Origin of the sequence: Neorhizobium sp. T6_25, from assembly GCF_002968555.1 — a bacterium.
Classification (GTDB): Bacteria; Pseudomonadota; Alphaproteobacteria; order Rhizobiales; family Rhizobiaceae; genus Neorhizobium.
The window spans coordinates 49,922-74,883 of sequence record NZ_PVBL01000005.1; the positions used below are offsets into that span (position 1 = coordinate 49,922).

31 protein-coding genes and 1 pseudogene are annotated in these 24,962 nt (G+C 60.4%); 7 read left to right on the forward strand and 25 right to left on the reverse strand.

Annotation, left to right across the window (positions count from 1 at the left end; all coding sequences use genetic code 11):
* Window positions 1-45: 45 nt before the first annotated feature.
* Together C5L10_RS08415 and C5L10_RS08420 are read right to left on the reverse strand one after the other, a co-directional pair.
* Complete coding sequence (locus tag C5L10_RS08415) at window positions 46-2,439, reverse strand: phosphoketolase (protein WP_105429279.1); 2,394 nt, start codon at window positions 2,437-2,439, stop codon at window positions 46-48.
* Between the two features lie 64 nt (window positions 2,440-2,503).
* Window positions 2,504-3,688: an acetate/propionate family kinase gene (locus C5L10_RS08420; RefSeq protein WP_105429280.1), complete on the reverse strand. Its 1,185-nt coding sequence runs from the start codon at window positions 3,686-3,688 to the stop codon at window positions 2,504-2,506.
* A 495-nt stretch (window positions 3,689-4,183) separates the two neighbouring features.
* On the opposite strand from C5L10_RS08420, the gene C5L10_RS08430 reads away from it, so the two are divergent.
* On the forward strand, window positions 4,184-4,633 hold the full coding sequence (locus C5L10_RS08430; protein ID WP_105429282.1) for a hypothetical protein: 450 nt from the start codon (window positions 4,184-4,186) through the stop codon (window positions 4,631-4,633).
* Window positions 4,634-4,671: 38 nt separating this feature from the next.
* Here the strand turns inward: C5L10_RS08430 and C5L10_RS08435 are convergent, their stop codons facing one another.
* From C5L10_RS08435 to C5L10_RS33560, 13 genes are all read right to left on the reverse strand, one after another.
* On the reverse strand, window positions 4,672-4,935 hold the full coding sequence (locus C5L10_RS08435; RefSeq protein WP_046664684.1) for a DUF1488 domain-containing protein: 264 nt from the start codon (window positions 4,933-4,935) through the stop codon (window positions 4,672-4,674).
* Window positions 4,936-5,012: 77 nt separating this feature from the next.
* A complete protein-coding gene (locus C5L10_RS33550; RefSeq protein ID WP_172716949.1) occupies window positions 5,013-5,156 on the reverse strand; it encodes a hypothetical protein in 144 nt (47 codons plus the stop codon).
* A 199-nt stretch (window positions 5,157-5,355) separates the two neighbouring features.
* Window positions 5,356-5,646, reverse strand: a complete 291-nt coding sequence (locus C5L10_RS08440; protein ID WP_046603538.1) for a hypothetical protein — start codon at window positions 5,644-5,646, stop codon at window positions 5,356-5,358.
* Between the two features lie 139 nt (window positions 5,647-5,785).
* Window positions 5,786-6,826, reverse strand: coding sequence for a fatty acid desaturase (locus tag C5L10_RS08445; RefSeq protein WP_105429283.1), 1,041 nt, complete (start codon window positions 6,824-6,826; stop codon window positions 5,786-5,788).
* An 86-nt stretch (window positions 6,827-6,912) separates the two neighbouring features.
* On the reverse strand, window positions 6,913-7,293 hold the full coding sequence (locus C5L10_RS08450; RefSeq protein ID WP_105402130.1) for a DUF6481 family protein: 381 nt from the start codon (window positions 7,291-7,293) through the stop codon (window positions 6,913-6,915).
* Between the two features lie 195 nt (window positions 7,294-7,488).
* Window positions 7,489-7,698: a cold-shock protein gene (locus C5L10_RS08455; RefSeq protein ID WP_037085395.1), complete on the reverse strand. Its 210-nt coding sequence runs from the start codon at window positions 7,696-7,698 to the stop codon at window positions 7,489-7,491.
* A gap of 285 nt (window positions 7,699-7,983) precedes the next feature.
* The gene (locus tag C5L10_RS08460; protein WP_105402129.1) at window positions 7,984-8,799 is read right to left on the reverse strand and encodes a transglutaminase family protein; all 816 of its coding nucleotides are present in this window, start codon (window positions 8,797-8,799) and stop codon (window positions 7,984-7,986) included.
* Between the two features lie 75 nt (window positions 8,800-8,874).
* Window positions 8,875-9,771 (reverse strand): transglutaminase family protein, encoded by an 897-nt coding sequence (locus C5L10_RS08465; RefSeq protein WP_046630870.1) that lies wholly within the window; start codon window positions 9,769-9,771, stop codon window positions 8,875-8,877.
* A 176-nt stretch (window positions 9,772-9,947) separates the two neighbouring features.
* Window positions 9,948-10,193: a hypothetical protein gene (locus tag C5L10_RS08470; protein ID WP_046603327.1), complete on the reverse strand. Its 246-nt coding sequence runs from the start codon at window positions 10,191-10,193 to the stop codon at window positions 9,948-9,950.
* Between the two features lie 74 nt (window positions 10,194-10,267).
* Window positions 10,268-10,450 (reverse strand): hypothetical protein, encoded by a 183-nt coding sequence (locus C5L10_RS08475; protein WP_046603328.1) that lies wholly within the window; start codon window positions 10,448-10,450, stop codon window positions 10,268-10,270.
* A 689-nt stretch (window positions 10,451-11,139) separates the two neighbouring features.
* Window positions 11,140-11,280 carry a hypothetical protein gene (locus tag C5L10_RS33555; RefSeq protein ID WP_172716950.1) on the reverse strand — a complete coding sequence of 47 codons (141 nt, stop codon included), beginning with the start codon at window positions 11,278-11,280 and terminating at the stop codon, window positions 11,140-11,142.
* Window positions 11,281-11,390: 110 nt separating this feature from the next.
* The gene (locus C5L10_RS08485) at window positions 11,391-11,645 is read right to left on the reverse strand and encodes a hypothetical protein (protein WP_046664681.1); all 255 of its coding nucleotides are present in this window, start codon (window positions 11,643-11,645) and stop codon (window positions 11,391-11,393) included.
* A gap of 21 nt (window positions 11,646-11,666) precedes the next feature.
* Complete coding sequence (locus C5L10_RS33560) at window positions 11,667-11,942, reverse strand: hypothetical protein (RefSeq protein ID WP_172716951.1); 276 nt, start codon at window positions 11,940-11,942, stop codon at window positions 11,667-11,669.
* On the opposite strand from C5L10_RS33560, the gene C5L10_RS08490 reads away from it, so the two are divergent.
* Window positions 11,941-12,150, forward strand: coding sequence for a cold-shock protein (locus tag C5L10_RS08490; protein WP_038548738.1), 210 nt, complete (start codon window positions 11,941-11,943; stop codon window positions 12,148-12,150). The genes C5L10_RS33560 and C5L10_RS08490 overlap by 2 nt on opposite strands.
* 109 nt (window positions 12,151-12,259) lie before the next feature.
* Window positions 12,260-12,430 (forward strand): hypothetical protein, encoded by a 171-nt coding sequence (locus C5L10_RS33565; protein ID WP_172716952.1) that lies wholly within the window; start codon window positions 12,260-12,262, stop codon window positions 12,428-12,430.
* A gap of 125 nt (window positions 12,431-12,555) precedes the next feature.
* On the opposite strand, the gene C5L10_RS33570 is transcribed toward C5L10_RS33565, so the two are convergent.
* Both C5L10_RS33570 and C5L10_RS08495 read right to left on the reverse strand, forming a co-directional pair.
* A complete protein-coding gene (locus tag C5L10_RS33570; protein WP_172716953.1) occupies window positions 12,556-12,729 on the reverse strand; it encodes a hypothetical protein in 174 nt (57 codons plus the stop codon).
* Between the two features lie 194 nt (window positions 12,730-12,923).
* Entirely contained in the window at window positions 12,924-13,259 is a 336-nt protein-coding gene (locus C5L10_RS08495) for a phospholipase D-like domain-containing protein (protein ID WP_205837029.1), read from the reverse strand.
* A gap of 547 nt (window positions 13,260-13,806) precedes the next feature.
* Here C5L10_RS08495 and C5L10_RS08500 point away from each other — a divergent pair.
* Window positions 13,807-14,631, forward strand: coding sequence for a DUF2189 domain-containing protein (locus tag C5L10_RS08500; protein WP_105429285.1), 825 nt, complete (start codon window positions 13,807-13,809; stop codon window positions 14,629-14,631).
* A 26-nt stretch (window positions 14,632-14,657) separates the two neighbouring features.
* Here C5L10_RS08500 and C5L10_RS08505 read toward each other — a convergent pair whose 3' ends face one another.
* The 7 genes from C5L10_RS08505 to C5L10_RS08535 form a co-directional block, all read right to left on the reverse strand.
* A complete protein-coding gene (locus C5L10_RS08505) occupies window positions 14,658-15,020 on the reverse strand; it encodes a cytochrome C oxidase subunit IV family protein (RefSeq protein WP_105429286.1) in 363 nt (120 codons plus the stop codon).
* A 7-nt stretch (window positions 15,021-15,027) separates the two neighbouring features.
* Window positions 15,028-15,747 (reverse strand): heme-copper oxidase subunit III family protein, encoded by a 720-nt coding sequence (locus C5L10_RS08510; protein WP_105429287.1) that lies wholly within the window; start codon window positions 15,745-15,747, stop codon window positions 15,028-15,030.
* A gap of 37 nt (window positions 15,748-15,784) precedes the next feature.
* Window positions 15,785-16,504 carry a cytochrome c oxidase subunit 3 gene (locus C5L10_RS08515; RefSeq protein ID WP_105429288.1) on the reverse strand — a complete coding sequence of 240 codons (720 nt, stop codon included), beginning with the start codon at window positions 16,502-16,504 and terminating at the stop codon, window positions 15,785-15,787.
* Entirely contained in the window at window positions 16,501-18,279 is a 1,779-nt protein-coding gene (locus C5L10_RS08520; RefSeq protein WP_105429289.1) for a cytochrome c oxidase subunit I, read from the reverse strand. Before C5L10_RS08520 ends, C5L10_RS08515 begins: the two co-directional genes overlap by 4 nt.
* A gap of 48 nt (window positions 18,280-18,327) precedes the next feature.
* On the reverse strand, window positions 18,328-19,143 hold the full coding sequence (locus C5L10_RS08525) for a cytochrome c oxidase subunit II (RefSeq protein ID WP_105429290.1): 816 nt from the start codon (window positions 19,141-19,143) through the stop codon (window positions 18,328-18,330).
* A gap of 130 nt (window positions 19,144-19,273) precedes the next feature.
* Window positions 19,274-19,663, reverse strand: a complete 390-nt coding sequence (locus C5L10_RS08530; RefSeq protein WP_105429291.1) for a cytochrome c family protein — start codon at window positions 19,661-19,663, stop codon at window positions 19,274-19,276.
* A 505-nt stretch (window positions 19,664-20,168) separates the two neighbouring features.
* Window positions 20,169-21,074, reverse strand: a complete 906-nt coding sequence (locus tag C5L10_RS08535; RefSeq protein WP_046664673.1) for a LysR family transcriptional regulator — start codon at window positions 21,072-21,074, stop codon at window positions 20,169-20,171.
* A 120-nt stretch (window positions 21,075-21,194) separates the two neighbouring features.
* Here C5L10_RS08535 and C5L10_RS08540 point away from each other — a divergent pair, with 120 nt between their 5' ends.
* The 3 genes from C5L10_RS08540 to C5L10_RS08550 all read left to right on the forward strand — a co-directional run bounded on the left by C5L10_RS08540 (window position 21,195) and on the right by C5L10_RS08550 (window position 24,735).
* Complete coding sequence (locus C5L10_RS08540) at window positions 21,195-22,160, forward strand: tripartite tricarboxylate transporter substrate-binding protein (protein WP_046664672.1); 966 nt, start codon at window positions 21,195-21,197, stop codon at window positions 22,158-22,160.
* A gap of 217 nt (window positions 22,161-22,377) precedes the next feature.
* On the forward strand, window positions 22,378-23,463 hold the full coding sequence (locus tag C5L10_RS08545) for a tartrate dehydrogenase (protein WP_105429292.1): 1,086 nt from the start codon (window positions 22,378-22,380) through the stop codon (window positions 23,461-23,463).
* Window positions 23,464-23,571: 108 nt separating this feature from the next.
* Window positions 23,572-24,735: a mandelate racemase/muconate lactonizing enzyme family protein gene (locus C5L10_RS08550; protein ID WP_105429293.1), complete on the forward strand. Its 1,164-nt coding sequence runs from the start codon at window positions 23,572-23,574 to the stop codon at window positions 24,733-24,735.
* A 46-nt stretch (window positions 24,736-24,781) separates the two neighbouring features.
* Here C5L10_RS08550 and C5L10_RS34875 read toward each other — a convergent pair.
* Window positions 24,782-24,946, reverse strand: a pseudogene (locus C5L10_RS34875) (integrase); the annotation flags it as partial.
* Between the last annotated feature and the right edge of the window lie 16 nt (window positions 24,947-24,962).

Consider the following 24,962-nt stretch of genomic DNA (forward strand, 5'->3'; position numbering starts at 1 on the left):
GCCAGGTTCCCGACCCGGAGGCCGGGAACCTTCATGGGTACGGCATCACCGCGCCGGCCATTTCCAGTTCTGGATTTCCGGCATGTCCTCGCCATGTTCGCGGACATAACGGCTATGTTCGTCAAGCTTGCCCTTCAGCATGTCGATCACGCCGGCCGCCTTTTCCTTCAGTCCGGGAACGCGCTCGATCGCCTCGATCGCAAGATGGAAACGGTCGAGTTCGTTCAGCACCGTCATGTCGAAAGGCGTCGTCGTCGTACCCTCCTCGATGAAGCCGCGTACATGGATGTTCTGGTGATTGGTGCGTTTGTAGGTCAGCCGGTGGATGAGGTAGGGATAGCCGTGATAGGCGAAGATCACCGGGCGGTCGGTGGTGAACAGCCGGTCGAATTCTTCGTCGGGCAGGCCGTGCGGATGCTGGTCCCGAGACTGCAGGGCGAGCAGGTCGACGACGTTGACGACGCGGATTCTCAAGTCGGGGATCGCCTCGCGCAGCAGGGAAACCGCGGCAAGCGTCTCCAGGGTAGGCACGTCCCCGGCGCAGGCCATCACCACGTCCGGCTCGAGCGTGCCGCCCTCGTTGCTCGCCCACTCCCAGATCTCGATACCGGCTTCGCAATGCCGGATCGCCTCGTCCATCGTCAGCCATTGCGGTTCCGGCTGCTTGCCGGCGACGATGACGTTGACGCGGTCCCAGGTCTTCAGGCAGTGATCGCCGATCCATAAGAGCGTATTGGCATCCGGCGGCAGGTAGATGCGCACGATATCCGCCTTCTTGTTGGCGACGAGATCGAGGAAGCCCGGATCCTGGTGGGAGAAGCCGTTATGATCCTGCCGCCAGACATGCGAGGTGAGCAGGTAGTTGAGGGAGGAAACGGGCTTGCGCCAAGGCAGCTCGCGCGACACTTTCAGCCACTTGGCATGCTGGTTGAACATCGAATCGACGATGTGGATGAATGCCTCGTAGCATGAGAAGAAACCGTGGCGGCCGGTCAGCAGATAACCTTCCAGCCAGCCTTGGCAGAGATGCTCGGAAAGCACCTCCATCACCCGGCCGTCGCGCGACAGGTGCACGTCGTAGGGCTCGATCCGCTCCATCCAGACACGGCCGGTGACCTCGAAGACGTTGCCGAGCCGGTTTGATTCCGTTTCGTCAGGGCCGAAGATCCTGAAGTTGGAATTAGCGTCGTTGAGCTTCAGCACATCGCGCAGGTATCGGCCGAGTATCTCCGTCGTCTGGACCATTTCGCTGCCCGGCGCCTTCACCGGCACCGCATAATCGCGGATGTCGGGCACGACGAGTTCCTTGCGCAGGAGGCCGCCATTGGCATGCGGATTGGCACCCATGCGGCGTTCGCCTCCGGGCGAGAGCGCGCGCAACTCCTCCTTCAGACGTCCATTGCCGTCGAAGAGGCCTTCCGGATCGTAGCTCCGCATCCAGTCCTCGAGGATCTTGCGGTGGGCGTCGTTCTCGCGGCAACCGGACACCGGCACCTGATGGGCACGCCAGAAGTCTTCGACCATCTTGCCGTCGACTTCCTTCGGCCCTGTCCAGCCTTTCGGGCTGCGCAGCACGATCATCGGCCAGCGCGGGCAGGCTTCAGGTGCCTTGCCGGCGCGGGCGTCCGTCTGGATTGGGCGGATACGATCGAAAACCTCGTCCAGCACGGCGGCCATCTGCCGGTGCATCTTCTCCGGCTCGTGGCCTTCGACGAAGAAGGGTTCATATCCATAACCGCGGAAAAGATGGTCGAGATCCTCGTCGGCCACCCGCGCGAGCAGCGTTGGGTTGGCGATCTTGTAGCCGTTGAGATGCAGGATCGGCAGGACGGCGCCGTCTCGGGCGGGGTTCAGGAACTTGTTCGAATGCCAGCTGGCGGCAAGCGGACCGGTCTCGGCCTCGCCGTCGCCGACGACGCAGGCGACCACCAGGTCCGGATTGTCGAAGGCCGCGCCGAAGGCGTGCACCAGCGCGTAGCCGAGTTCGCCGCCTTCATGGATGGAGCCGGGCGTTTCCGGTGCCGCGTGGCTCGGAATGCCGCCCGGGAACGAGAACTGCCGAAACAGTTTCCGCATGCCGGCCGCATCCTCGCCGATCTCCGGATAGATCTCGCTATAGGTGCCTTCGAGATAAGTGCTGGCGACCATGCCTGGCCCGCCGTGGCCGGGACCGCAGACATAGATCATGCTGAGATCGCGGTTGCGGATGATCCGGTTGAGATGCGCATAAATGAAGTTGAGCCCGGGCGTCGTACCCCAGTGGCCGAGCAAGCGCGGCTTGATATGCTCCGGCTTCAGCGGCTCCCTCAAGAGTGGGTTGTCGAGCAGATAGATCTGCCCCACGGAGAGATAGTTCGCCGCCCGCCAGTAGCGGTCGATGAGCGCCAGTTCCTCAGCCGTCGCCTCATGGTTTTCCGGCTCGATGGTCTTGAGTTGCATCTCATTCTCCTTCGATAGGTCGACCACATCTACCGCGGGCTTCCACCCGGGCTCATGACATGGATCAAGGCTGCGAATTGAGGACGGCGAGGCATTCCTCGGCGATCATCCGTTCCTCGTCGGTCGGAATGACACAAACCGCGACGCGGGCTGCGGGCGTGCTGATCTTCAAGGCGTTGCTGTCGTTGGCCGCCGCATCCAGTTCGACGCCGAGCCAGAGCAGGCGGTCGGCGATGCGCTTCCTTACCTCCGGCTGGTTCTCGCCTATGCCGGCGGTGAAGACCAGCGCGTCCAGACCACCGAGCGTCGAGGTAAGTCTCCCGACCTCGCCGGCGATCCTGAGCGCGAAGAGGTCGATCGCCTCTTGGGCCTGGCTGCCGCCGTCCCCGATCAGTTCGCGGGTATCGCCGCTGAGGCCCGAGACGCCGAGGAGGCCGGATTTGTGGTAGAGAATGTCCTCCACCTCCTCGATCGATTTTCCGAGTGGGCCTAGGAAATGCAAGAGCACGCCGGGATCGAGCCAGCCCGGCCTCGTCGCCATCGGAATGCCGTCGAGCGTCGAGAACCCCATGCTCGAATCGCGGCTCTCTCCGTTCTCGATGGCGCAGAGGCTGGCGCCGCTGCCGAGGTGGGCGATGACGACTTTGCCGTCGGCGATATCAGGCGCGGTCCTGGCAAGTGCGCCGGCCACGTATCGGTAGGAAAGTCCGTGGAAGCCGTACCGTTTGATGCCCTGGTCGTGATAGGCGCGGGGAATGGCGAGACGCCGCACGAGATCCGCCTGCGTGGCATGGAAGGTGGTGTCGAAGGAGCCTGTCTGGAAAAGCGCCGGCCGCAGATGCCTGACTGCCCTGATCATCCGCAGCGCCTGCGATTGGTGAAGCGGCGCCAGTTCCGTCAACGACTGGACCTTGGCAATTGTCTCGGCCGTCAGTTCCACCGGTCCGCCGAAGACGTCGCCGCCATGGACGATCCGGTGGCCGGCGGACGTGACGGCATCGAGGTCGAAATGTTTGCCGAGTTCCCGGAACACCTCGTCCATCAGCTCGGCGAGATCGTCGCCGGCCTCGCCCTCCAGCGGCAGGTCGAACTGTTCCGGCCCTTCCTTCAGATGTAGCGTCAGCGGATGGGTTCCGAAATCGACGACCGCCTTGCCGATCCGTTCCGGCCTGTCGCCGTCCACGTCGAAGATACCGATCTTCACCGTCGAGGAGCCGGCATTGAACGTCAGGAGAAGGTTGTCCGTCATAGAGGCATCCTTGCTTCAAGTCGTTTCGCAGTCAGTATGATAGGAACCCCGGCGCCGAGGACCAGTCCTGCAGCGTCGACACTGGCGAAATAAGTGAGCGTCCGCATTGAAATCGCCTGGCGGATGATCGCCTCGCAACGGCTGTGACGTCTGAGCGTGATATCCACGGTATCGACCTGTTCCTCTCGCCGAGAGCGCATGAGGGCGCCTACGATCTGTGTCGCCGGCAACGGAGCCGCTTTCCTTGACGCAGCTCAATGTGCCGGCGCCGCGGCGGCAGAGTTTTCCGGGTAGCCCGGCATCCTATCGTTCGCTGTCCGTCGAGCGGATGGAAACGCGTATCTCGCGCTGAACAGCCAGATCGCCCCCGGTTTCTGTATCGGGGGAGCCGGTTGACGCGCGTCAATGTCGCTGGCGGTGACGGCGCTAAAACCCGAAGTCTTGGGAGAGCCGGCCCGACGTGGCACTTCACGGGCCTTGTGGCGGAGAGAGGATATGAAGACAGATTACGACGTGGGCGTCCTGGACGCGGCGGATATCTATCGCGCTTTCGCGGTCGTCCAGCTTGTGATGTCGGGCCTGGATCTGCAGACGTGGGAACGCCTGACCGCCTCAGCCTCGTTGCGTCGCGATTGGCTGGCTGTTACCGACGCGCAGGGATATGTCCGCGGCCTTTGCCACGTCTTTGTCCGCGAGCATCCGGTTTACGGACGCCAGCTCGAAATACCGGTTTTTGCGTCCATTGGCCTCGTCGATGACCAGGGTGTCACGAAACGTCTTTTCGATTTCGCCAAGCTGCGCGCAAAACTGGACGGGTGCGAAAAGGTCCATTTCTGGTCCTCCGCATCGAAGGCTCGTCATAGCCTTGATACACTCCGGGAAGCAGGCCCCTGGGACGATGGATTGATCTATGACCTGGGCACCGACCGCGGCACCGTTCACTGACGGTATCTGCGGTTAAGGGTGCAATAGGCGCACTCGGATCAGCCGAGGTCGGCGGCCGTCAGCGTATAGGTAGTGCCCCGATTGGGACGATAGGCCTTCATTGCCGCATCCTGGATACTGGACCGGGCGGCATCGAAAGCCCTCAGGTAATCGGCCTCGGACATGCTCGTCGCGGTGCTATGGGCGAGTGCCTTGGCTTCGACGAAAAACCTGACCTCGAACATGCCGTCATAGCCCAGGAAACGAACGACCTTGCGCGCTTCGTCGAAACTGCGGCTTCTGTTCGGAAATATCAGGGTCATGATGGCTTCAGTTCGAGATGGAAGGCATTTCCTTTGGAAACGGCATTCCGGGGTTTCTGATGATGCGTATTACCGTGTCAGAACAGATCGCGAAGCAGGATGTAGAGAATGAATACCATGGATATTCCCGGCACGGCCATGCGGAACAGGCTGCCGTAGCCTGCCCGGTGTAATTGCGGGCCTGTCTGGGAAGAAGGTTGGATTCGCCTGATGGAAGACATCTCGTCCTCCCCGTTGGGGCCAGGGCTCGCGCCCTTGATCGCAGCGCCCGTTCTGAATCTGCTACCTGCGCTCAATATGGGTCGAAAGCGGGCAAATACAAGGGGAGGTCTCTCCGCTCCTCAAGAGTTGAGAGATCCGGCGCAGCCGCATTTCATGCGATCCGGCTGCCTGCTATTTTGAGCGGCGTGGCGTTGTCGGCTACTTGTTCTTCAGAAGCCACATCTTGCCGGCCATGGTGATCCCATGCGCGGATTCTTCCGCCGGGACATCCTCGTTGAGGATACGCAGAAGGCCGTATTCCCGCAGTTCATTCAAGGTCGTGGTGGTCAGGAACTTGATCTTCTGGGGCCGTTCCTTGAACCGGTCGTTCCGCGCATAGGTCACGACCGCATTCAGATGGGTCCATTTCTTGGCTTCCTGCGGAAACAGGTCACCGTCCTTGGCGAGCTTCAGGCCCCTGATCTGGGTCGGCGTCAGCTCAACGGTCAGCGCGTGCGCCGCAGGCGTCGGGGCGGCGGTTGTTTTGGTGTTCTCGGTCGTGTTCAATGTTCGGTCCTTGATCGGTACGGAGGTAGTCTTTGTGCATTCGCTGCGCAGGCGGTGGTTTCAGCCTGGCAGATTGCATGGGTTAAGAAGTCTTTCTCGCCTTGGCGGCATCGCGAAACGACAGGAGCCTTTTGCTCTTTTCGTCCCAGAGTACGAGCTTGACGCATTGGATGCTCTGCCAAAGCGTTATGCGGCCGATGCCCGCAAGCTCGGGATGATCGCGCAGCACCTCGGGCAGCCGGTAATAGGGAATCCGGCTCGACAGGTGATGGACGTGATGGATGCCGATATTGCCGGTCAGCCAGCGCAACGCCAGCGGCAGATCGTAGTGGGACGCGCCGTGAAGGGCGGCCTCCGGAAACTGCCATTCCTCGGTCTTCGACCAATGGGTTTCCTCGAACTGATGCTGGACGTAGAAGAGCCAGACGCCGGCGGCCCCTGCGATCAGCACGATCGGCAGATGGACGAGCAGGAAGGGCACGAGCCCAATCGCCCATATCATCAGAGCCGCCAGAATGGCGACCGCGAGATTGGTCGCCATCGTCGAAATCCAGGGCAGGGAGCCTGACTTCATCATTCCGAACGGCAGGCGCTGCTTGAAGAGGAAAAGCCAGGCGGGTCCGACGCCGAACATCACCAGCGGGTGGCGATAAAGCCGGTAGGCAAGCCGGCGCGACCAGGGCAGGGCCTGATATTCGTCGATCGTCAGCGTGGTGATGTCCCCGATGCCGCGCTCGTCGAGATTGCCGGCCGAGGCGTGATGGGCGGCATGCGCCCGGCGCCAGTAATCGTAGGGCGTCAGGGTCAGCACCCCGAGCACTCGTCCGGTCCAGTTGTCGAGGCGCCGGCGCGCGAAGAACGAGCCGTGGCCGCAGTCGTGCTGGATCATGAACAGCCGCAAAAGAAAGGCCGCGGCCGGAAGGACGAGGATCAGCCCGATCGGGTAGCCGAGGAATACGGAAACATAAGCTGCGGCCGAGAAGGCTGCAAACGGCAGTACCGTGACGAGCAGCTCGAAGGTGCTGCGTCCGAAACGCGGCTGCCGGTATTTCGAAAGAATCTTGAGCCAGGCGCCGATATCGTCTTCGGCAACGGGCGCAATCGCATGGGCTGTGGCGTTCATGGATATCGATCCACCTTTTTGGCCTCGGCATGCGGCGCGCCCGAAGCGGGATGTGCCTGCACGTCTTCAGGCACATGCCTCAAATATCAGCCCTGACGGGCCTTGCGTGCAGCGTAACGACGATCGCGCTCCGCCTTGCGGGCGGCTTCATCGGCGATGACCCGGGCAACCCGGTCGTTGGTTTCCGCTTGCCGGGCCTCGGCCTCGGCCTTTTCATCGGCTTCCGCAGCGGCGGCCAATGCGGCCGCTTCCTGGAGCTGGCGCTCGTTCTCGGCAGCCTTCTGGGCCTCGCGCTCGGCGCGGCGGGCTTCCCTCGCGGCCGCAATGGCTTCGCGCTCGGCACGGCGTTCCTGCACGGCAGGATCCGTCGGCTTAGGGGCGGTCGCAAACTTTGCCAAAAGCTCGCGCTTAGCATCCGCTGCGGTTTTGCGGCGCTCGGCAAAGCTGTTGTCGTTCGGGTGTCTCAATGTATCGTCCTTGTCAGATTTGAACTTGTCAGATTTGAAATCTTGTGGCCGAGACCAATATCGCGCTTAACGGGAGGCCATGCAGATACTCGCGTCAGCCAGATGCCTCAACGGAAAAAGGCCAGACATACGCCTGGCCTTCACATATCTTTTGCCGCCATGCCAGTACGTCCGTGGTCATGGGAGGCTAAAGTTTTAGGCAGCCTGGAGCTGGCCTGCGGACATCTTGCCCGACTTGCGGTCACGCTCGAGTTCAAAGCCAAGCTTCTGGCCTTCAACGATCGAGCTCATGCCAGCGCGTTCGACGGCAGAGATGTGAACGAAGACGTCGGCGCTGCCGTCGTCAGGCTGAATGAAGCCGAAGCCCTTGGTGGCATTGAACCATTTAACTGTGCCAGTGGCCATAACGAACCCTTTCATAGCAACATTGATAAGCCGCCGGGCGACGCACGGCGGGTGTTTCGACTTTTGAGAGGGAAAGTTCGTCAAGAAGCGCAAAGCGCAGCAAAAACAAAGATCGGCAAACAAAGTATCGATGTCCTCTACCTACCGTATCGGGATTGAAGTGTCAACTTCTTGTTTTGAAATTCGCGAAATACGCAACCGTGAGTAGCTTTTCTGGCGGGCGAACGAATATCAGCGGTACCCGCATCAAGGTCTCGCGGGTCGGCGGTCCGACAGCTTGATGATCTAGGCGGAGGCCGGTATTTCTTCGGTCGTCACTTCGAAAGAAGACAGGATTGCCGGGCCGAAGGCGGTTGAAAGCGCCACGTCCGTGGCATCCCGCCCTGTCGCCATCAGAATGCGCCCGATGCGCGGTTTGTTGTGGCGGGCATCTACCGTATTCCAGCGACCGCCGAGATAGACCTGGAACCAGGCGCTGAAATCCATCGGATTGACATCCACCGGGACGCCGATATCTCCGAGATAGCCGGTGCAGTAACGCGCCGGGATGTTCATGCAGCGGCAAAGCGTGATGGCGAGATGCGCGAAATCGCGGCAGACGCCGGTGCGATCGGTAAATCCTCCAAAAGCTGTGCGAAGCGGATCCGCGTTCTGATAGTTGAAGGTGATGTGGTTGTGGGCGAAGTCGAGGATCGCCTGCACCCGCGGCCAGCCGAGGGGGGTCGAGGAGAATGTCTTCCAGGCGAAATCCGCCAGGCGGTCGGTGTCGCAGTAGCGGCTGCCGAGTAGGAAGACCAGCACGTCGTCCGGCAGGTCCTTGATCTCGTGCTGGAAGGCATTCTGCGGCACGGGATCGGGCATGCCGTCGTCGTAGATTTCGAATTCCGTCGAGATCGTCGTCAGCCCCGCCGGCGCGACGATCCGGCTGCAGGCGTTTCCGAAGCTGTCGAGATAGCTCCAGGCCTCGATCGGCCGGTCGAAACTCAGTACCTGGTCGCTCAGAAGATCCGCCCGACGCGAGGGATGGATATTGAGAACCAGCAGCATCGCCGTATCGTGCTGGCATTCATACCCTATGCGAAACCCTGCGCGTATCTTCATGATCGTATCCCTATGGAAAAACTCTCGCCGGAATGGCAGTTCAGCGGCAACGCCCGAATAATCCGGGTGTTCCGGTCACCCATGCAGTTTCACGCTGTGGTCATCGGTCGTCACGTTAACCTGCACGGACATGCTGTCGAAATCGGTCTCGTCGCCATCGTAGCTTCCCGATAGCGGGACAGCCTGCCGCGGATCGCGCGCGACACCCACGCGTATCAGGTCACGGTTGCCGACGATGCCGTTGGTGGGATCGAATTCCACCCAGCCGGCGCCGGGAAGATAGACCTGGCACCAGGCGTGGGTCGATCCGCCGCCGAGCGTTATCGATCCGTCGCGGTCGGGCACGTAGATATAGCCGGTGACGAAACGCGCCGCCAACCCGAGCGACCGCGCCGCCTCCATCATCAGCAGCGCGAAATCGCGGCACGTGCCGCGGCGCAGCTGCAGGGTTTCGAGCGGTGGCTGCGTCCCGTGTTCGGAGCGCCGGGCGTAGATGAAACCCTCGTGCAGCGCAAAACACATGGTCATCAGCAGGTGGCCGGTTTCGGTGGGGTGGCCAACCTTGATGAATTGCCGTGCCCATTTGCCGACCCGGTCCTCTGGGTCGGGATAGTGGCGCTGGATCGTCCGCTCCAGATCAAAGACTTCTTCGGGATCGTATGCGAACGGATAGGTGAGGGCCTCTTCGTCGATCTGGAAGTCCATCGCCGCCTGAGGCGTATGGTCGAGGCGGATGATCGTTTCAAACCGCAGTTCGGATGAGGGTTTGGATATCCCGACCAGCGCGACGCAATTGCCGAAGACATCGTGAATCCACCGGACATAGTCCGGTTTGGGAAAAACGTTGAGATGGGAACTCAGCAAAGTCTGGTCAAAACTGTCCCGCGGCCTGAACATCAGTCTGTGTTCGCCGAACTCTACCGGCCTCGTATACCGATAGGAGGTGACATGCCGGACGGAAAATATCGTCATCCAATCACCGCAAAAGCATTGAGGGCGGGATGCGCTGGCGCGGGGCGCGCCTTATCGAATCCTGCATGGATAACCGCTATAGCAGGCGCCATGCGACGGCGACAGGAAAAACCGGCCGCAGCCGGCAAAATACGATAACCGCGAACGCGGCATCGGAACGCCGGATCGGCGCGGTCTCACTGGTCCCGGCGCTGCAGCGGATAATCGCCGGCGTCGTAGAGCCTCTGTATCTGGGTGCTGTCGAAACGGGCTTCTTCGACCTCGAGAATGGACCCGCGCAACAGGGATGCAGGCATCACCTCAATTGCGAAGCGCAGAGCCTCGGCCACGGTGTCGAACCTCTTGTAGCCAAGCCTGCTCGTTCTCTTCCAGTTCTTGCACGGGTAGAGCCCCGCGCCGGCATTGTAGTTGAAGGCGGCCATGATGGTGTCCTTGTGGTCGAGGATAGGTGCGAGGGGATGGTCCGAACGAGCGGCTTCGTCGGAGTGGTCCCGTGTCAGGCCGGCTGCAATTGCGACGCGCGCCTCTGGAGGCGTTCCTGCTTCTGGGCGAGCTTGAGCTCGCGGCTTCTCAGGGCCTGCCTATGGCGGAATTCCTGGAGCTTGGCGGCATTGGAGCCTTCTTCTGCGTCGGGTTTGCGAAACAGATTCTGGGCGGTATTGCGGACAGTATCGATCATTGATGTAACCTTAAAGGGTAGACTGCGGGACGTGACGACGGCCAACGCAAGAATTCTCCAGCCGACAGGGCGGAGTTCAACGTTCGCAAAATCAAGGGTGTCGCCAAGCAACCGGCAGGGCCGGAAGGATCAGGTAGCCGAAAAGGCTGAAAACGTGAATCATATATGGCGATATAATGCGTCACTTTCAAGACTTGTCTCAAATACGGATGGGCGGCGCTTGCCATCGGCGGAAATGAGGCCCATCGTGGCTGGTCGGCTGCAACTGGTAAGGGCGCAGCCGCCTGAGGGACCCGAGCCCTAGCCCCGACGAAAAAGGGGGGCGCGATGTCTTCACGATCCTCGCATCCGAATTTCCAGCTTTATTTCCAGAAGATGCTGACCAACAGTCAGCCGGAGGCTGAACAAGCCACAGAAACCTGCCCGGACGGCCCGGCCCTGCATGCGATTTTCCGGGATATGCTGATTCGGGGGGTGCCGCTGACAGGTTCGGAGATTTGGCTTGACGGCATCCATGCCGCCCGCGTTTCGAAAAGGCGCCGCGGGTCCAACTAGATCGGTTTCGGGCTTCCTCAGAAAAGACAGCCCGGCATGCGTCGCCGCGAAAATCCAGGCGATGCGATCTTTACACGATCAGGAATAAAGACTGCGTCAGAGGCGCCGGGATGCGGCGCCTCCTGCTCGAAATATTATTTCGGCTTCTTGCCCAAGGTAAGGCCGCTGCCGGCGAGCTTGACCTGTGCGCCTGCGGGCGCGGCCGTTGCTGCGGCGGCCTTGTCTTTTTTCGGTTTGCGAGTTTCGCGATTACTTCGTACCTGGCCTTTAGCCATTTTGTCCTCCTGGGCGGCGATGGAATGTGGAGAGTGAAATCATGTTCGGCGACAGGCATGCAAGGCGTGAAATAACGGATTTGCAGAACCTGCCTTTGCCAGCCGAAGCATCAAAGCTGCGGTAGCGGGGTATCTCTGTGTTTGCTCAACGAGGCCGATATTGCGGCTCCAAAGCTCTTCTCGGGATGATCGCCAAAACGGGCGAGCATGATGGCAGCCCCCGTTGCGCCGACCCGGCCGGCGACAAGCATGCCGCTTGGCTGTGTAGGCTCACCGAATTGATGGAGTTCGATATTCTCCCGGTATCCGGGACCGCTGACGCGGACCAGATTGCGGGAGGTGGACTGAGAGAATTCGGAAGACATGACGTCCTCCTTTCATTGGGGTCAGGGCGTGGGAATCCTGAAGCAGCAGTGCCCTTTATATCGCTGCTGAAGCACGCCATCATGCGCCGGACTTGCGCCAAACGCAATGTGCGGGTTGTGAGAAATGCCTTGCTCAAGACATAGTTGACGGGTAGGGGTAACCATCGAAATTGGTTGTCGAGCTTCGTTTTCACGCCTTTTGCGTTCGAGCTGATCTTTCCCTTCAAAATCGATCTCTTTTGTCGCCGGCATCTTGCCGGACGGCGACCTGTGTTCGATCGGAAGGACCATCTTCATGAGCAGCGGAATCGTAAAATTTTTCAATACCTCCAAGGGTTTCGGCTTTATCCAGCCCGCCGACGGGTCGACGGACGTGTTCGTCCACATCTCGGCTGTCGAGCGTTCGGGGATGACCTATCTGGCTGAAGGCCAGAAGGTGAGTTTCGATGTCGTGCGCGACAACCGCACCGGCAAGAATGCAGCTGAAAACCTGCAGATCGCTTAAAGCCAAAACCAACTTCGGGCTCCGGTCACGGATGTCTGGCGCGGGACCGTAAGCGGTCGGGACGTACAATTCCCCTCGGCCTTTGTTGTTGAATAATGAAAGAATTTCCATGAAAAAGACGGATGCAGAACAGCAGGTAAAGCGCGCCCAGCGCCAGGTGGCCAACACCAGCGGCGGCGGCCATCTCGGCGGCACCAACCACGGTCAGGGCTACGACGCCAAGACCTCTTCCGCCAAGGGCAAGGCCGACAAGGGCCGCAAGCCCGGCGGCAAGAGCTAACTATCCGATGATGCGGGCCGAGGGGTACTTCGGCCCGTTGCCCCGGATCGGATCTGTCCCTTCCGGGCAAGCCCGCGTCTTCCAACTCCACGCCTCCACGCCAGCGTTGGCGCACGGAATTTGGATCACTTGCGCTTGGGAGCGACTGGCCCTTTCTCCGGTTTCTGGGGATGGCCCGGTGCGATGGGATCGCTTGCCGGAAAAGTCTCTTCGAGCGACTCTTCCAGGTAATCGTCCTGCTCCTTGGCGATATCCTTGGCAGACGTTCCGGTCGAAGGCGCCTCTTTTCTCGTTCCCATTTTCGATCTCCCTGGTTGGTCGAACCGGCCAATCCTACTCCCGTTTCTTCGAGCGCAGAAGACACGATGGCCTTCTCACGGCTGCTGCGCTTCGGCACGACAAAAGCCCTCTTCGTGACGACGGGCGCCATTTTTAATTCCAGCTAATCGGCCGGAGACAGGCTGCGGCCGGATCGGCTACATCAATCCGTCATTTACCTAGCTCGCCGTTTTAGATCTTCTTTCGTCACGCGGATTTCGGCCTCGACGTCTTTGCCTCGATAAACATAAGACGTCTCATGGCGCGCATATTGCCCCTCTCGGGCGGCACTTAGCCAGTTGAAGGATCCCAGACAGAGAAGGTCGTCATCCACGGCGATAATTTTGCTATGAAGCTTCTCAAGACGGTGCAGGCTGACACCAATCTGTTTCAGCGCGGCAGCGGCTTCTTCTATTTGATTGGTACCGCCGGGTGTCGGGTTCCCGTTCAACAACGGGTCGGCGTAGATGTCGATTTTAGCGCCCCTGGCAGTAGCCAGCTCCAGGGCCACCGCGAACCATAATCACTATGCCAACGGCAACCAAGGCGCGCAATTCATGGGCATGGCCTATTTCATGCGCGAGCGGACAAAAATTATCCGCTTATTCTATGAAGAGGGCCATGTACCGTTCGAGCGGTTGAAGCAAAGCATTGAGGATGGTTCGCCTCCGTGCGAGCCGCCTCGATTTTCTTGGCACCTGGTAATCTCTTCGTCATGCCAATGCACGGACGCTCGTCTCTCGCCACTGACATTCATCGCATCCGCGCCATGGCGCATTGGAAAGTCGTGACGAGCGTTGCCCGATCTCAGACAGCAGCGGCATAGTTCGATCACTGCTCGATAACGTGACAATTCCATGCCCCACTCACTGACACATGGTTTAGGTGTCGACGCTTGGATGCGCAGCAATTCCGCGCCGTAGAGTGCGCCGCTGGTCAAGTTTCAACAGGGGGCGTATAATCTTCACGCGTGCAGGTTCAGTCCTATGGCGCCGTTCCTCACGCGGGGTATCCGTTGTGGTCGTTGTTGTCTGTGACAAGAATGGAGAGGAATTGTTATGGCACATTTTCACGTGATCGCGGGAGGCGCCAGGAAGGCGGCCTATCCCACCGTGCGGCGCATCAATGTGGCGGATGTCTTCACCTCGCTGCGTCAGGGGTTGGATGATTTCTGGACCAAGCCGTCGCACTACGTCTTTCTTTGTCTGATCTACCCTGTGGCCGGTGTGGTCCTCGCGTATTGGACATCCGGTGCCAACGCGCTGCCGTTGCTGTTTCCGCTCATGTCAGGCTTTGCCCTGATCGGTCCGATAGCGGCGCTGGGTCTTTATGAGATCAGCCGCCGGCGGGAGCTTGGCCTTGATACCTCCTGGCAGCATGCGCTTGAAATCAGGCATTCCCCGGCGGTCCCGGCAATCCTTGCCATCGGTCTCATGCTGGCGGTGATTTTTATCCTGTGGCTTCTGACGGCGCAGTCGCTTTATGTCAGCCTGTTCGGGCCGGAACGGCCGCAATCGCTGGTGATTTTCGTCAACGAGGTGTTCGCGACGAGCAGGGGCTGGCAGCTGATCCTCTACGGAATTGCCGTCGGCTTTCTCTTCGCTCTGGCCGTGCTTTGCACCACAGTCATTGCATTTCCGCTGCTTCTTGATCGCGACACCGGTGCGGCGACAGCGGTTTACACCTCGATGAAAGCCTTCGTGGTCAATCCCATGGAATTCATGCTCTGGGGTCTCATCGTGGCGGTGCTTCTGGTCGTCGGCTTTGCGATGTTCTTTGCCGGTCTGGCTATCGTGATCCCCGTACTTGGGCACGCGACTTGGCATCTGTATCGCAAGGTCGTTGAACCGGAATCCGTCTTGGGGAGCGGCACCGGTCGGTAGGGCGAAACCGGCTTCGGCACTGCCCGTCAGGGAGCAGTGCCGAAGAAGGCGAGGCGGGTGAAGATCGTATAGTCCGCTTCCGATACCATCAGCGCGACGAAAACCAGCACCAGCAGCGGCGGCAGCAGGATGGCGTAGACGAGCGCCAGCCGCTCCCAGGCCATGTGCATGAAGACCGCAACGATCAGCCCCGCCTTCGCCATCATGAACAGCAGGATCAGTGTCCATCTGAGATAGCCCTGGAGGCCGAGATAATCGACCATGTAGGAAAAGGCGCTGAGTACGAACAGCAGGCCCCAGACGAAGAGGTAGAGCCGGATCGGATGCTGCTGCCCGGTTTGGAGCTGCTGTCCAGATTGGATGTGTGCATGCGCCGTTGTCTCGTTCATGACGACCTCACCACAGATAGAAGAATGCGAAGATGAAGACCCAGACCAGATCGACGAAGTGCCAGTAGAGGCCCATGATCTCGACGGCCTCGTAGCGGCCTCTCCGGCTGGTGAAGAAACCGCGCCGTTCCTGGTCGAAATCGCCCCGCCAGACCTTGCGGGCGACGATGAGGAGGAAGATGACGCCGATCGTGACATGGGTGCCGTGAAAGCCGGTGATCATGAAGAAGGTCGATCCGAACTGTGCCGCCCCCCAGGGGTTTTCCCAGGGGCGCGCGCCCTCGGTGATCAGCTTTGTCCATTCGAAGGCCTGCATGCCGACGAAGCCTGCCCCGAGAAGCGCCGTCAATAGCATCAGCATTGCGGTCCTGTGGCGTTCGCGGCGATAGCCGAAATTGACTGCCATCGCCATGGTGCCGCTGCTCGAGATCAGCACGAAGGTCATGATTGCGATCAGGATCAGCGGCACGTCCTGGCCGCCGATATGCAGCGCGAAGACCTCGCTCGGATTGGGCCATGCGACCGGCGTCGACATGCGGACGGTCATGTAGGCGATCAGGAAACAGCCGAAGACGAAGGTGTCGCTCAAGAGAAAGATCCACATCATCGCCTTGCCCCAGGAGGCGGTCTTGAAGGCGCGCTGATCCGACGCGAAATCGGCGGCGACACCGCGCAGGCCGGCCGGCCTGAGGTCTGGCTCGCCATGTGTCCCGATAGTCTGTGCCATCTGCAAATCTCCTGGTTGAGCTCCCTTGGTTCGGCCCCTAGGTCAGCAATGTGCGGCAGAGATCGACGAAATCATTCGCCCACCCGGCAAAGAGCGCAAAGAGCAGAAGCCAGACGGCGAGCATGAAATGCGAATAGATGGCGGAAAGATCGACGCTGAGGCGCAGCCTGTCCGGCGCGACGTCGGTTGAAAATGCCCTGGCCGTCGTATGCGCGAGCACGGCGAGCCCGCCGAGGATATGCAGGCCGTGCAGGCCGGTGAGCATGTAGAAGAAGCTGTTGGCGGGATTGTCGGCCAGCACATAGCCGGCCGCCGTCAGTTCCCGCCATGCCTGGACCTGTCCAGCGAGAAAGAAGAGGGCAAGGGCAAATGCGGCGGCAAGCACCGGCCGCAGGCGTTCCATGCGGCCGTGTCCCGCTTCTCGTCTCGCCCATTGCAGCGCCGCACTGCTCAAGGCCAGTGCCGCCGTGTTCACCCAGAGGAGGCGCGGAACCGGCATGCCCCACCAGTCGGCCGACGCCATGCGCATGAAATAGGCGCTGACGGCAAGGCTGAAGAGTGCACCGATGACGCCGAGGAACACGAAGAGGCCGATTTTCACCGCCGGCACGGGCGGCTGTTGCCGATCTGCGCCGTGATGATCCGGCAGCTGCACGGACCCGGTTTCGAGCCAGGGTTTCGAGGTCAGCCGCTGTCCGGCCAGCCACCAGACGATGATGGCGCCGATAACGGCAAGGAAGATCAGCGTGACGCTCATGCCGGAACCTCCCGTGTGATGCCGCCGCTTGCCGGCACGGTCTGCGGAATGAAGTCCTCGGCCGCTCCCGGCACGCTGTAGTCATAGGCCCAGCGGTAGACCACAGGCAGCTCCTTGCCCCAGTTGCCGTGGGCTGGCGGCGTTTGCGGCGTCTGCCATTCCAGCGTCGTAGCCCGCCACGGATTGCCGCCTGCCTCCCTGCCGCGGAAAAGGCTCCAGACCAGATTGAACAGGAAAACCATCTGCGCGGCCCCGACGATCAGCGCCATGACCGTTATGAAGATGTTCAGCGTATGGGCCGAAGGCGGCACGAAGGCCGTCTCTCCCATCTCGAAGTAGCGGCGCGGCACGCCGAGCAGGCCGAGGTAATGCATCGGGAAGAAGATCGCATAGGTGCCGAGGAAGGTGGTCCAGAAGTGGATCTGGCCGAGCGTCTCGTTCAGCATGCGTCCCGTCACCTTCGGATACCAGTGACAGATCGCACCGAAGATGACGAGGATCGGCGCCACGCCCATGACCATGTGGAAATGCGCGACGACGAACATCGTATCCGACAGTGGCACGTCGACGACGACATTGCCGAGGAACAGGCCCGTCAGGCCGCCATTGACGAAGGTGACGATGAAGGCCAGCGCAAACAGCATCGGCAGCGTCAGGTGGATGTCGCCGCGCCACAGCGTCAGCACCCAGTTGTAGACCTTGATCGCCGTCGGGACGGCGATGATCAACGTCGTGGTGGCGAAGAAGAAGCCGAAGGCCGGGTTCATGCCGCTGACATACATGTGGTGCGCCCAGACGATGAAGCTGAGCGCGCCGATGACGACGATCGCCCAGACCATCATGCGATAGCCGAAGATGTTCTTTCGCGCATGTGTGCTGATCAGGTCCGAAACGATGCCGAAGGCCGGCAGCGCGACGATATAGACCTCCGGATGCCCGAAGAACCAGAACAGGTGCTGGAACAGGATCGGGCTGCCGCCGCCATGCTGCAGCTGCTCGCCCATTTCGACGATGGCAGGCATGAAGAAGCTGGTGCCGAGCAGGCGGTCGAACAGCATCATGACGCAGGCGACGAACAGGGCAGGGAAGGCGAGCAGCGCCATCACGGTGGCGGTGAAGATGCCCCACACGGTAAGCGGCATGCGCATCAGCGTCATGCCGCGCGCGCGTCCCTGCAGCACCGTCACCACATAGTTCAGGCCCCCCAGGGTAAAGCCGATGATGAAGACGATCAGCGAGGAGAGCATCAGGAGGATGCCCCAGTCCTTGCCGCCGGGCGTACCTGACAGGACGGCCTGCGGGGGGTAGAGCGTCCAGCCGGCCCCTGTCGGGCCGCCGGGGGCGAAAAAGCCCGCGGCCAGGATCAGTACGGCCAGCAGATAGATCCAGTAGCTCAGCATGTTCGCGTAAGGGAACACCATGTCTCGCGCGCCGACCATCAGCGGAATGAGGTAATTGCCGAAGCCGCCGAGGAACAGCGCGGTCAGGAGATAGATCACCATGATCATGCCGTGCATGGTGATGAACTGATAATAGTGATCGGCATCGATGAAGGCGAAATAGCCGGGAAAGGCAAGCTGCAGACGCATCAGCCAGGAGAGCACCAGCGCCACAAGGCCGATCGAAATGGCGGTGACCGAATATTGCACGGCGATGATCTTGGCATCCTGGCTGAACACATATTTCGTCCACCAGCTTTTCGGATGATAAAGCTCGACATCCTCGACCTCGGCGGAGGGGATGGCGCCTGCGCTGCCGGATGGAATCTCGACCATGATGTCTCCTCCCTTTCCTTCCGATGCGACCTGAACCCCTTCACCGGTTCAGTTTGCCGGCGGCGGCTCTCCCGATGCCGTAAGCTGGGTGAATGTCTGCTGCTGCCCGAGCCAGGCCTGATAGTCCGCCGCCTCCTCGACGACGACGGTCCCGCGCATTTGCGCATGGCCGATGCCGCAGAGCTCGGCACAGAGGATCTCGAAGCTTCCCGTCCGTGTCGGCGTGAACCAGAAATAGGTGATCATGCCGGGGATCATGTCCATCTTGGCGCGGAATTCCGGCACATAGAAATCGTGGAGGACATCGATGGAGCGCAGCAATATGCGCACCGGCTTGCCGACCGGCAGATGCAGCTCGCCGCCCTCGATAATCACGTCGTCGAGGCCGCTTGCGTCGTTGTTGTTCAGGCCGAGCGGATTTTCGGGGCTGACGTCACGCGTCTCCGCGCGGCCGAGCTTCCCGTCTGCGCCCGGCAGGCGAAAACTCCACAGCCACTGCTGGCTGACGACCTCGACCGGTACGGCATCGTCAGGCACCGTGATGAACTGGTTCCAAACCACGAGGCCGGGCGCCAGCATTGCCGCGACGCCGACTGCCGTTCCCGATGCCAGCAACCATTCCAGCCTGCGGTTTTCCGGCTCGTAGGCCGCCCGGTTGCCTGGCTTGTGCCGGAAGCGGAAGACGCAATAGGCCATGAACGAAACCACCGCCACGAAGACGATGCCGGTGATCCAGAAGGTGATGACGAGCGTGCTGTCGATATAGGTCCAGTTGGACGCGATCGGCGTCCACCACCACGGGCTCAGCACATGGAACAGCACGGAGCCGACAACAATCAAGACGAGAATCAGCACAACAGCCATTTCCGCCCCTCCCTGAGCAGGCCGACCGTGAAACCGCATTCCGTAAAAGTACCGGGTTATTATCGCACGAATGGAAAAGATGGGCAATTACTGCAATTTAGGGATGTCCACCCGATCGCCTCTCGGCCGGTCATTGGGAATATTGCTTGAGATAGGCGATCAGATTGGTGATCTCCTGCTCGTCCTTCACGCCGACGAAGGCCATCTTGGTGCCCTTCACCTTCGCTTTTGGATTGTGCAGATAGTCGCGTAGCGCCGCCTCGTCCCAGACGAGACCGCCGTCTCCGGCCGCCTTCATGCCGGTCGAATAGGCGAAATTGGGATGCGTTCCGGCCTTTCGTCCGAACAGCTTGTTCAGCGACGGACCGACCTTGTTTGTATCGGAATCAGCGGTATGACAGGTCGCACATTTCTTGAAAACGGTGGCGCCCGCCGTCGCGTCACCTTCCTGAGCCCGGGCATTAAACGACGAAACGGCGACGATGGACGCGCCGATCAACAGAACAACACGATAGGTCATGGCAAACCTCATCCTCCTCAAGGTTGCCCAATCGCCACATCATCCACCGTCATCTTCGCGCGGATATGTTTACGACTGCTAAAAAACTAGTCCTTCGGATGGGTAAGTCAACCGGCCCCACAAGAGGTCGCGGATCATATTTGGCCCAATGGAGCTAACGGCGGTGTGTCAAGGAGTGGGGGCATAGATATGGTGGGATGAGAATTCGCCTATCGGCTTCCGCTGTCTGACTGCGAGTTAGCCGTCCGGCGGCCAAAACGCGCCCTGCTACTTCGCGCCCACTCGTCGGTCATACATCACGTCGTCGCGCCTGCCTGAAGCGGGAATCGTCTCGGGCACGACCTCGTCGACGGTGCGCCATAAAGCGGACGTCGCTACGCAGGCGTCAGACGACCGACAAGGGGCCGCACCTCGCCATAGTTGAGCGCCCCAGCGCATGGGGCTGGCGCTCCGTGGGAACATCGTCTGGTTCCTCTAAGGGCATTGCCGCTCAAATCGCCTGGAGTTACTTCCGTGCAGCCATCACCGTCGACCAAAATTGCTCCGCGAGTTCCGTCATCCTCGTCCGGGGACGGATGAGAACGATCTGGACAGCAACTGTCCATTCTTCATCGCCCGCAATGGCGAGTTTGCCGCTGCTGGCCAATTCTGCAGCCGCCAGACTCTGCGGAATCCACGCGACGCCCTTTCCCTCCATCGCCAGAGCCTTCAAGACCATCGCGAGGTGGGAGGTGAATACCCGAACTAGCTTCAGGTGTCCCGCCCGAGTTGGGATGGTGGCTGCCAGTATCCGTCCCATGCCAGACTTTTCATCGAAAGCGATATGCGGGACGGGGTCTTCAGGCGTTCCAGGAAGCTTGTAGGTTGGTTCCCCGCTGTCGGAGCGCATCGCGACGGGTATCAGAAGATCGCTAGCCAATTGGACATGCTTGAAATCGGTGTCGTGCAGTCGGATCTCGCTGTCCGGATGGTGATGACAGAGCAGAAACTGAGCGCGTCCGTCCGCCATCATCTTCTCGCACTCGTTCATATTGTCGGACAGGAGGCGTATCGGCACCGTCGTGGTGGAAGAGCCCAGGCTCTGGACCCAGCCTGGAAAGAACGTAAACGATAAAGCGTGGGTCGCGGCGAACGTCAGCGTCGCGCTGGCCGATCGTGTCTGCTCAAGCTCGTGTCTCGCCCTTTCGATGCGTTGCAGTACATCGGCGGCTGCCGAAAGCACGATCTCTCCGGCAGGAGTGATCTTCAGGCGGTGCGTGGAGCGGTCGACCAACGGTGTCCCGCTCCAGTCTTCGAGCGCACGGATTCTTCGGCCAAAGGCCGGCTGCGTGATGTTTCGGAGCTCTGCAGCTCTTGAAAAGTTAAGGGTCTCGGCGAGTGCCCGCAAATCGGCAAGCCAGGCGGTATCCATCTCATCTCCTCGTCGGCATCAAATGAAGCCGGATCGGCATTGGACCGTCAACCGGTAGTCGGCAAAGGTTCGCGAAGGAGTGCCGTTGTTGACGTCAACGGCAAAAAGAGGAGGAAAGAAATGAAGCTCGCTCTCACTATAGCCGCGCTTGCGGTTTCCGTCACCCCTGTCTTCGGAGCCGACTATCCGGACCGAAACATCTTCATGGTAGTGCCATATGCGGCAGGAGGCCCCACCGACACGATCGCACGGCTTACCGCCGCGGCGATGTCAAAGTCGCTCGGCCAGCAGATCGTGGTCGAAAACGTGGCAGGCGCAGGCGGCACCATCGGTGCTCGTCGTGTCGCCGACGCAGACCCGGACGGCTACACCATCCTGGTCCACCATATTGGGATGGCGACGGCGCCTGCTCTCTATCGCCAACTCCCCTACAAGCCGCTCGAAGCCTTCGAGCCCATTGGTCTTGTCAGCGATGCCCCTATGACGGTCATCTCTCGCGCCGACCTGGGGCCCGAGTCCTTCGAAGACCTTCTTGCCTTTATCAAGCAGAAGGGCACCAACGTGACCTATGCTCATGCCGGACTTGGGGCTGCCTCCCATTTGTGCGGCACGCTCTTCATGTCGACGATCGGCACACAGATGACCACGGTCCCATACAAGGGCAACGGCCCCATCATGACCGATCTAATCGGCAAACAGATCGACATGACCTGCGACCAAGCGACGAACACCGTTGGCCCGATCACCCAGAACCAGGTCAAGGCCTACGCGATCACGAGCGACGAGAGAGTCGAAACGCTTCCGGATGTGAGGACCACCACGGAAGCGGGCTTGCCCACGTTCAAACTTGGCGTCTGGCACGGCGTCTATGCTCCGAAGGGCACTCCCAAGGAGATCGTCGACAAGCTCTCGTCAGCTTTGCGATCCGCCATGGAGGACGCGGCGCTCAAAGAACGCTTTGCCCAGATCGCGACTATTCCGGCGACCAAGGAACAAGCAACTCCCCACGCCCTCCACGCGAAGCTGGACAGCGAAATCAAGCGGTGGGATCCGATCATCAAGGCCGCCGGCCAGTTCGCCGACTGAGGTCGGCGTGTGGCTCAGGATTTCCTGGGCCGAGACCAGGTGTTCCAATGGATATAAAAACCTCGCGGCCGTGGATCGGAGTTTGACGAATGGACTTCATCAGCAGCTTGGCGCTCGGTTTGAGCGCCGCCCTGACTCCGTACAATGTTCTCTTTTGCTTTGTCGGAACCCTCGTCGGCGTACTTCGTGGAAGAAGACTGATCGATTGGAGACAGGCATGACCAGCCAAAAAACGAACAGGATCTACAGGATCGCCTCCATCGCCGGCGACGGCATCGGCAAGGAGGTCGTCCCTGAAGGGCTACGAATCTTGGAGGCTGCGTCGAAGAAGTTCGGATTCGAGTTGCGGATCGACTCCTTCGATTTCGCCTCATGCGACTACTATTTGAAGCATGGGCAGATGATGCCCGAGGACTGGAAGGCTCAGATCGGCGGCCACGACGCCATCTTTTTTGGGGCAGTGGGCTGGCCTGAAGCCGTTCCCGATCATATCTCGCTGTGGGGCTCTTTGATCCAGTTCCGTCGCGAGTTCGACCAGTACGTGAGTCTGAGGCCATGTCGGCTGATGCCGGGAGTGGCCTCTCCTTTGGCCGGTCGTGGTCCAGGCGACATTGATTTTTACGTGGTCAGGGAGAACACGGAGGGAGAATATTCTTCGATCGGCGGCAAGATATTCCCTGGCACCGACCGTGAAACCGTCGTTCAGGAGACGGTCATGACCAGGATCGGTGTCGACAGGATCCTTAGGTTCGCGTTCGAGTTGGCCGAAAAGCGCCCAAGGAAAAGATTGACCTCAGCGACCAAGTCGAATGGGATTTCGATCACGATGCCCTATTGGGACGAACGCGTCGAAGAGATGGCGAGATCTTACCCTGGCATCACCTGGGACAAGTACCACATCGACATCCTGTGCGCGCATTTTGTGCTCAATCCCGACAGGTTCGACGTGGTCGTCGCTTCCAACCTGTTCGGTGACATCCTCTCGGACCTTGGGCCTGCCTGCACTGGAACGATCGGAATAGCACCCTCCGGCAATATCAATCCAGGGAGAGAGTTCCCATCGCTGTTCGAACCGGTACATGGTTCGGCACCTGATATAGCCGGGAAGGGCATTGCCAACCCCATCGGCCAAATATGGTCCGCCGCCATGATGCTGGAGCATCTAGGTGAGCAGGAAGCGGCTGACGCCATCATGGCGGGTATCGAAGGATCGCTCGCCGATTCACGGCTGCGGACGCGGGATTTGGGTGGGACTGCCAATACCATGACATCCGGAAAGGCCGTGGCCGACTTCCTCATCTGAGCGCGAAGCGGTGGTTGGCGGGCAGCGCGGCGAGGCCCCGACGGATCACTGCCGTGACCCCCAAAGCTCAATACTGATCTCAACGTTTTCTATCTAACGGAGTACATGATGCGTATCATCGACGTCTGCGAAGTTACGAAACCGATCGCTTCGCCTATCCGCAACGCCTATATCGACTTCTCGAAGATGACGGCCAGCCTCGTCGCCGTCGTGACGGACGTCGTAAAGGACGGCCGGCGCGTTGTCGGCTACGGTTTCAATTCGAACGGGCGTTACGGCCAAGGCGGCCTCATCCGCGAGCGCTTCAAGGATCGGATTCTTGAAGCGTCTCCGGATAGCCTGATGAACGACGCCGGCACCAATCTCGATCCGCACAAGATCTGGGCGACGATGATGCAGAACGAGAAGCCTGGCGGTCACGGCGAGCGTTCGGTGGCAGTCGGCACCATCGACATGGCCGTTTGGGACGCTGTCGCCAAGATCGAAGGCAAGCCACTCTTTCGACTCCTCGCCGAAATGAAGGGTCGTGAAGCCAACCCGAGGGTCTTCGTCTATGCGGCAGGCGGCTACTATTATCCTGGGAAGGACAACAGCGCGCTGCGCAAGGAAATGCGCGGCTATCTCGACCGCGGCTACAACGTCGTCAAGATGAAGATCGGTGGCGCCTCCATTGACGAGGACCGCGGCCGCATCGAGTCGGTGCTGGAGGAAATCGGTTCCGAGGCGCGCCTCGCCGTTGACGCGAACGGCCGCTTCGACCTGGAGACGGGCATCGCCTACGCGAAGATGCTCCGCGACTATCCGCTCTTCTGGTACGAGGAGATCGGCGATCCTCTGGACTATGCGCTGCAGGCTGCCATCTCGGAGTTCTACGACGCGCCGATGGCGACCGGTGAGAACCTTTTCTCGCATCAGGATGCTCGCAACCTGCTCCGTTACGGCGGAATGCGGCCCGATCGCGACTATTTGCAGTTCGACTGCGCCCTTTCCTATGGGCTCGTAGAATACCTCCGTACTCTGGACGTCCTGCGCCAGTTCGGCTGGTCGCGGTCGCGCTGCATTCCGCACGGAGGGCACCAGATGTCGCTCAACATTGCAGCCGGGCTGGGGCTAGGTGGCAACGAGAGCTATCCGGACCTATTCCAGCCGTACGGCGGCTTCCCGGACGGTGTGAAGGTCGAGGACGGCCACATCGTGATGCCGGACCTTCCCGGCATCGGCTTCGAAGGCAAGTCAGACCTCATCAAGGTGATGCGGGAACTAGCGGAATAACAAGACGCGGAGCGGGGGGGACTGCCTCGCCCGCTCCTTCTCAGGACATCTTAACAAGATCGCAGCCTTGAGCTTACTGTCGACCGCGAGATCAAACAGCGCGTGATCTCTCATGCACCCCTCCCGGTCGAGGAAGAAGCGGATCGCCCAAAATCTGGCGCCGCTTCAGGGACTCCTTGACGCCGATTTTTCGGCCGGCGTTCCAGGTCATCTATGCCGCTGTCAGG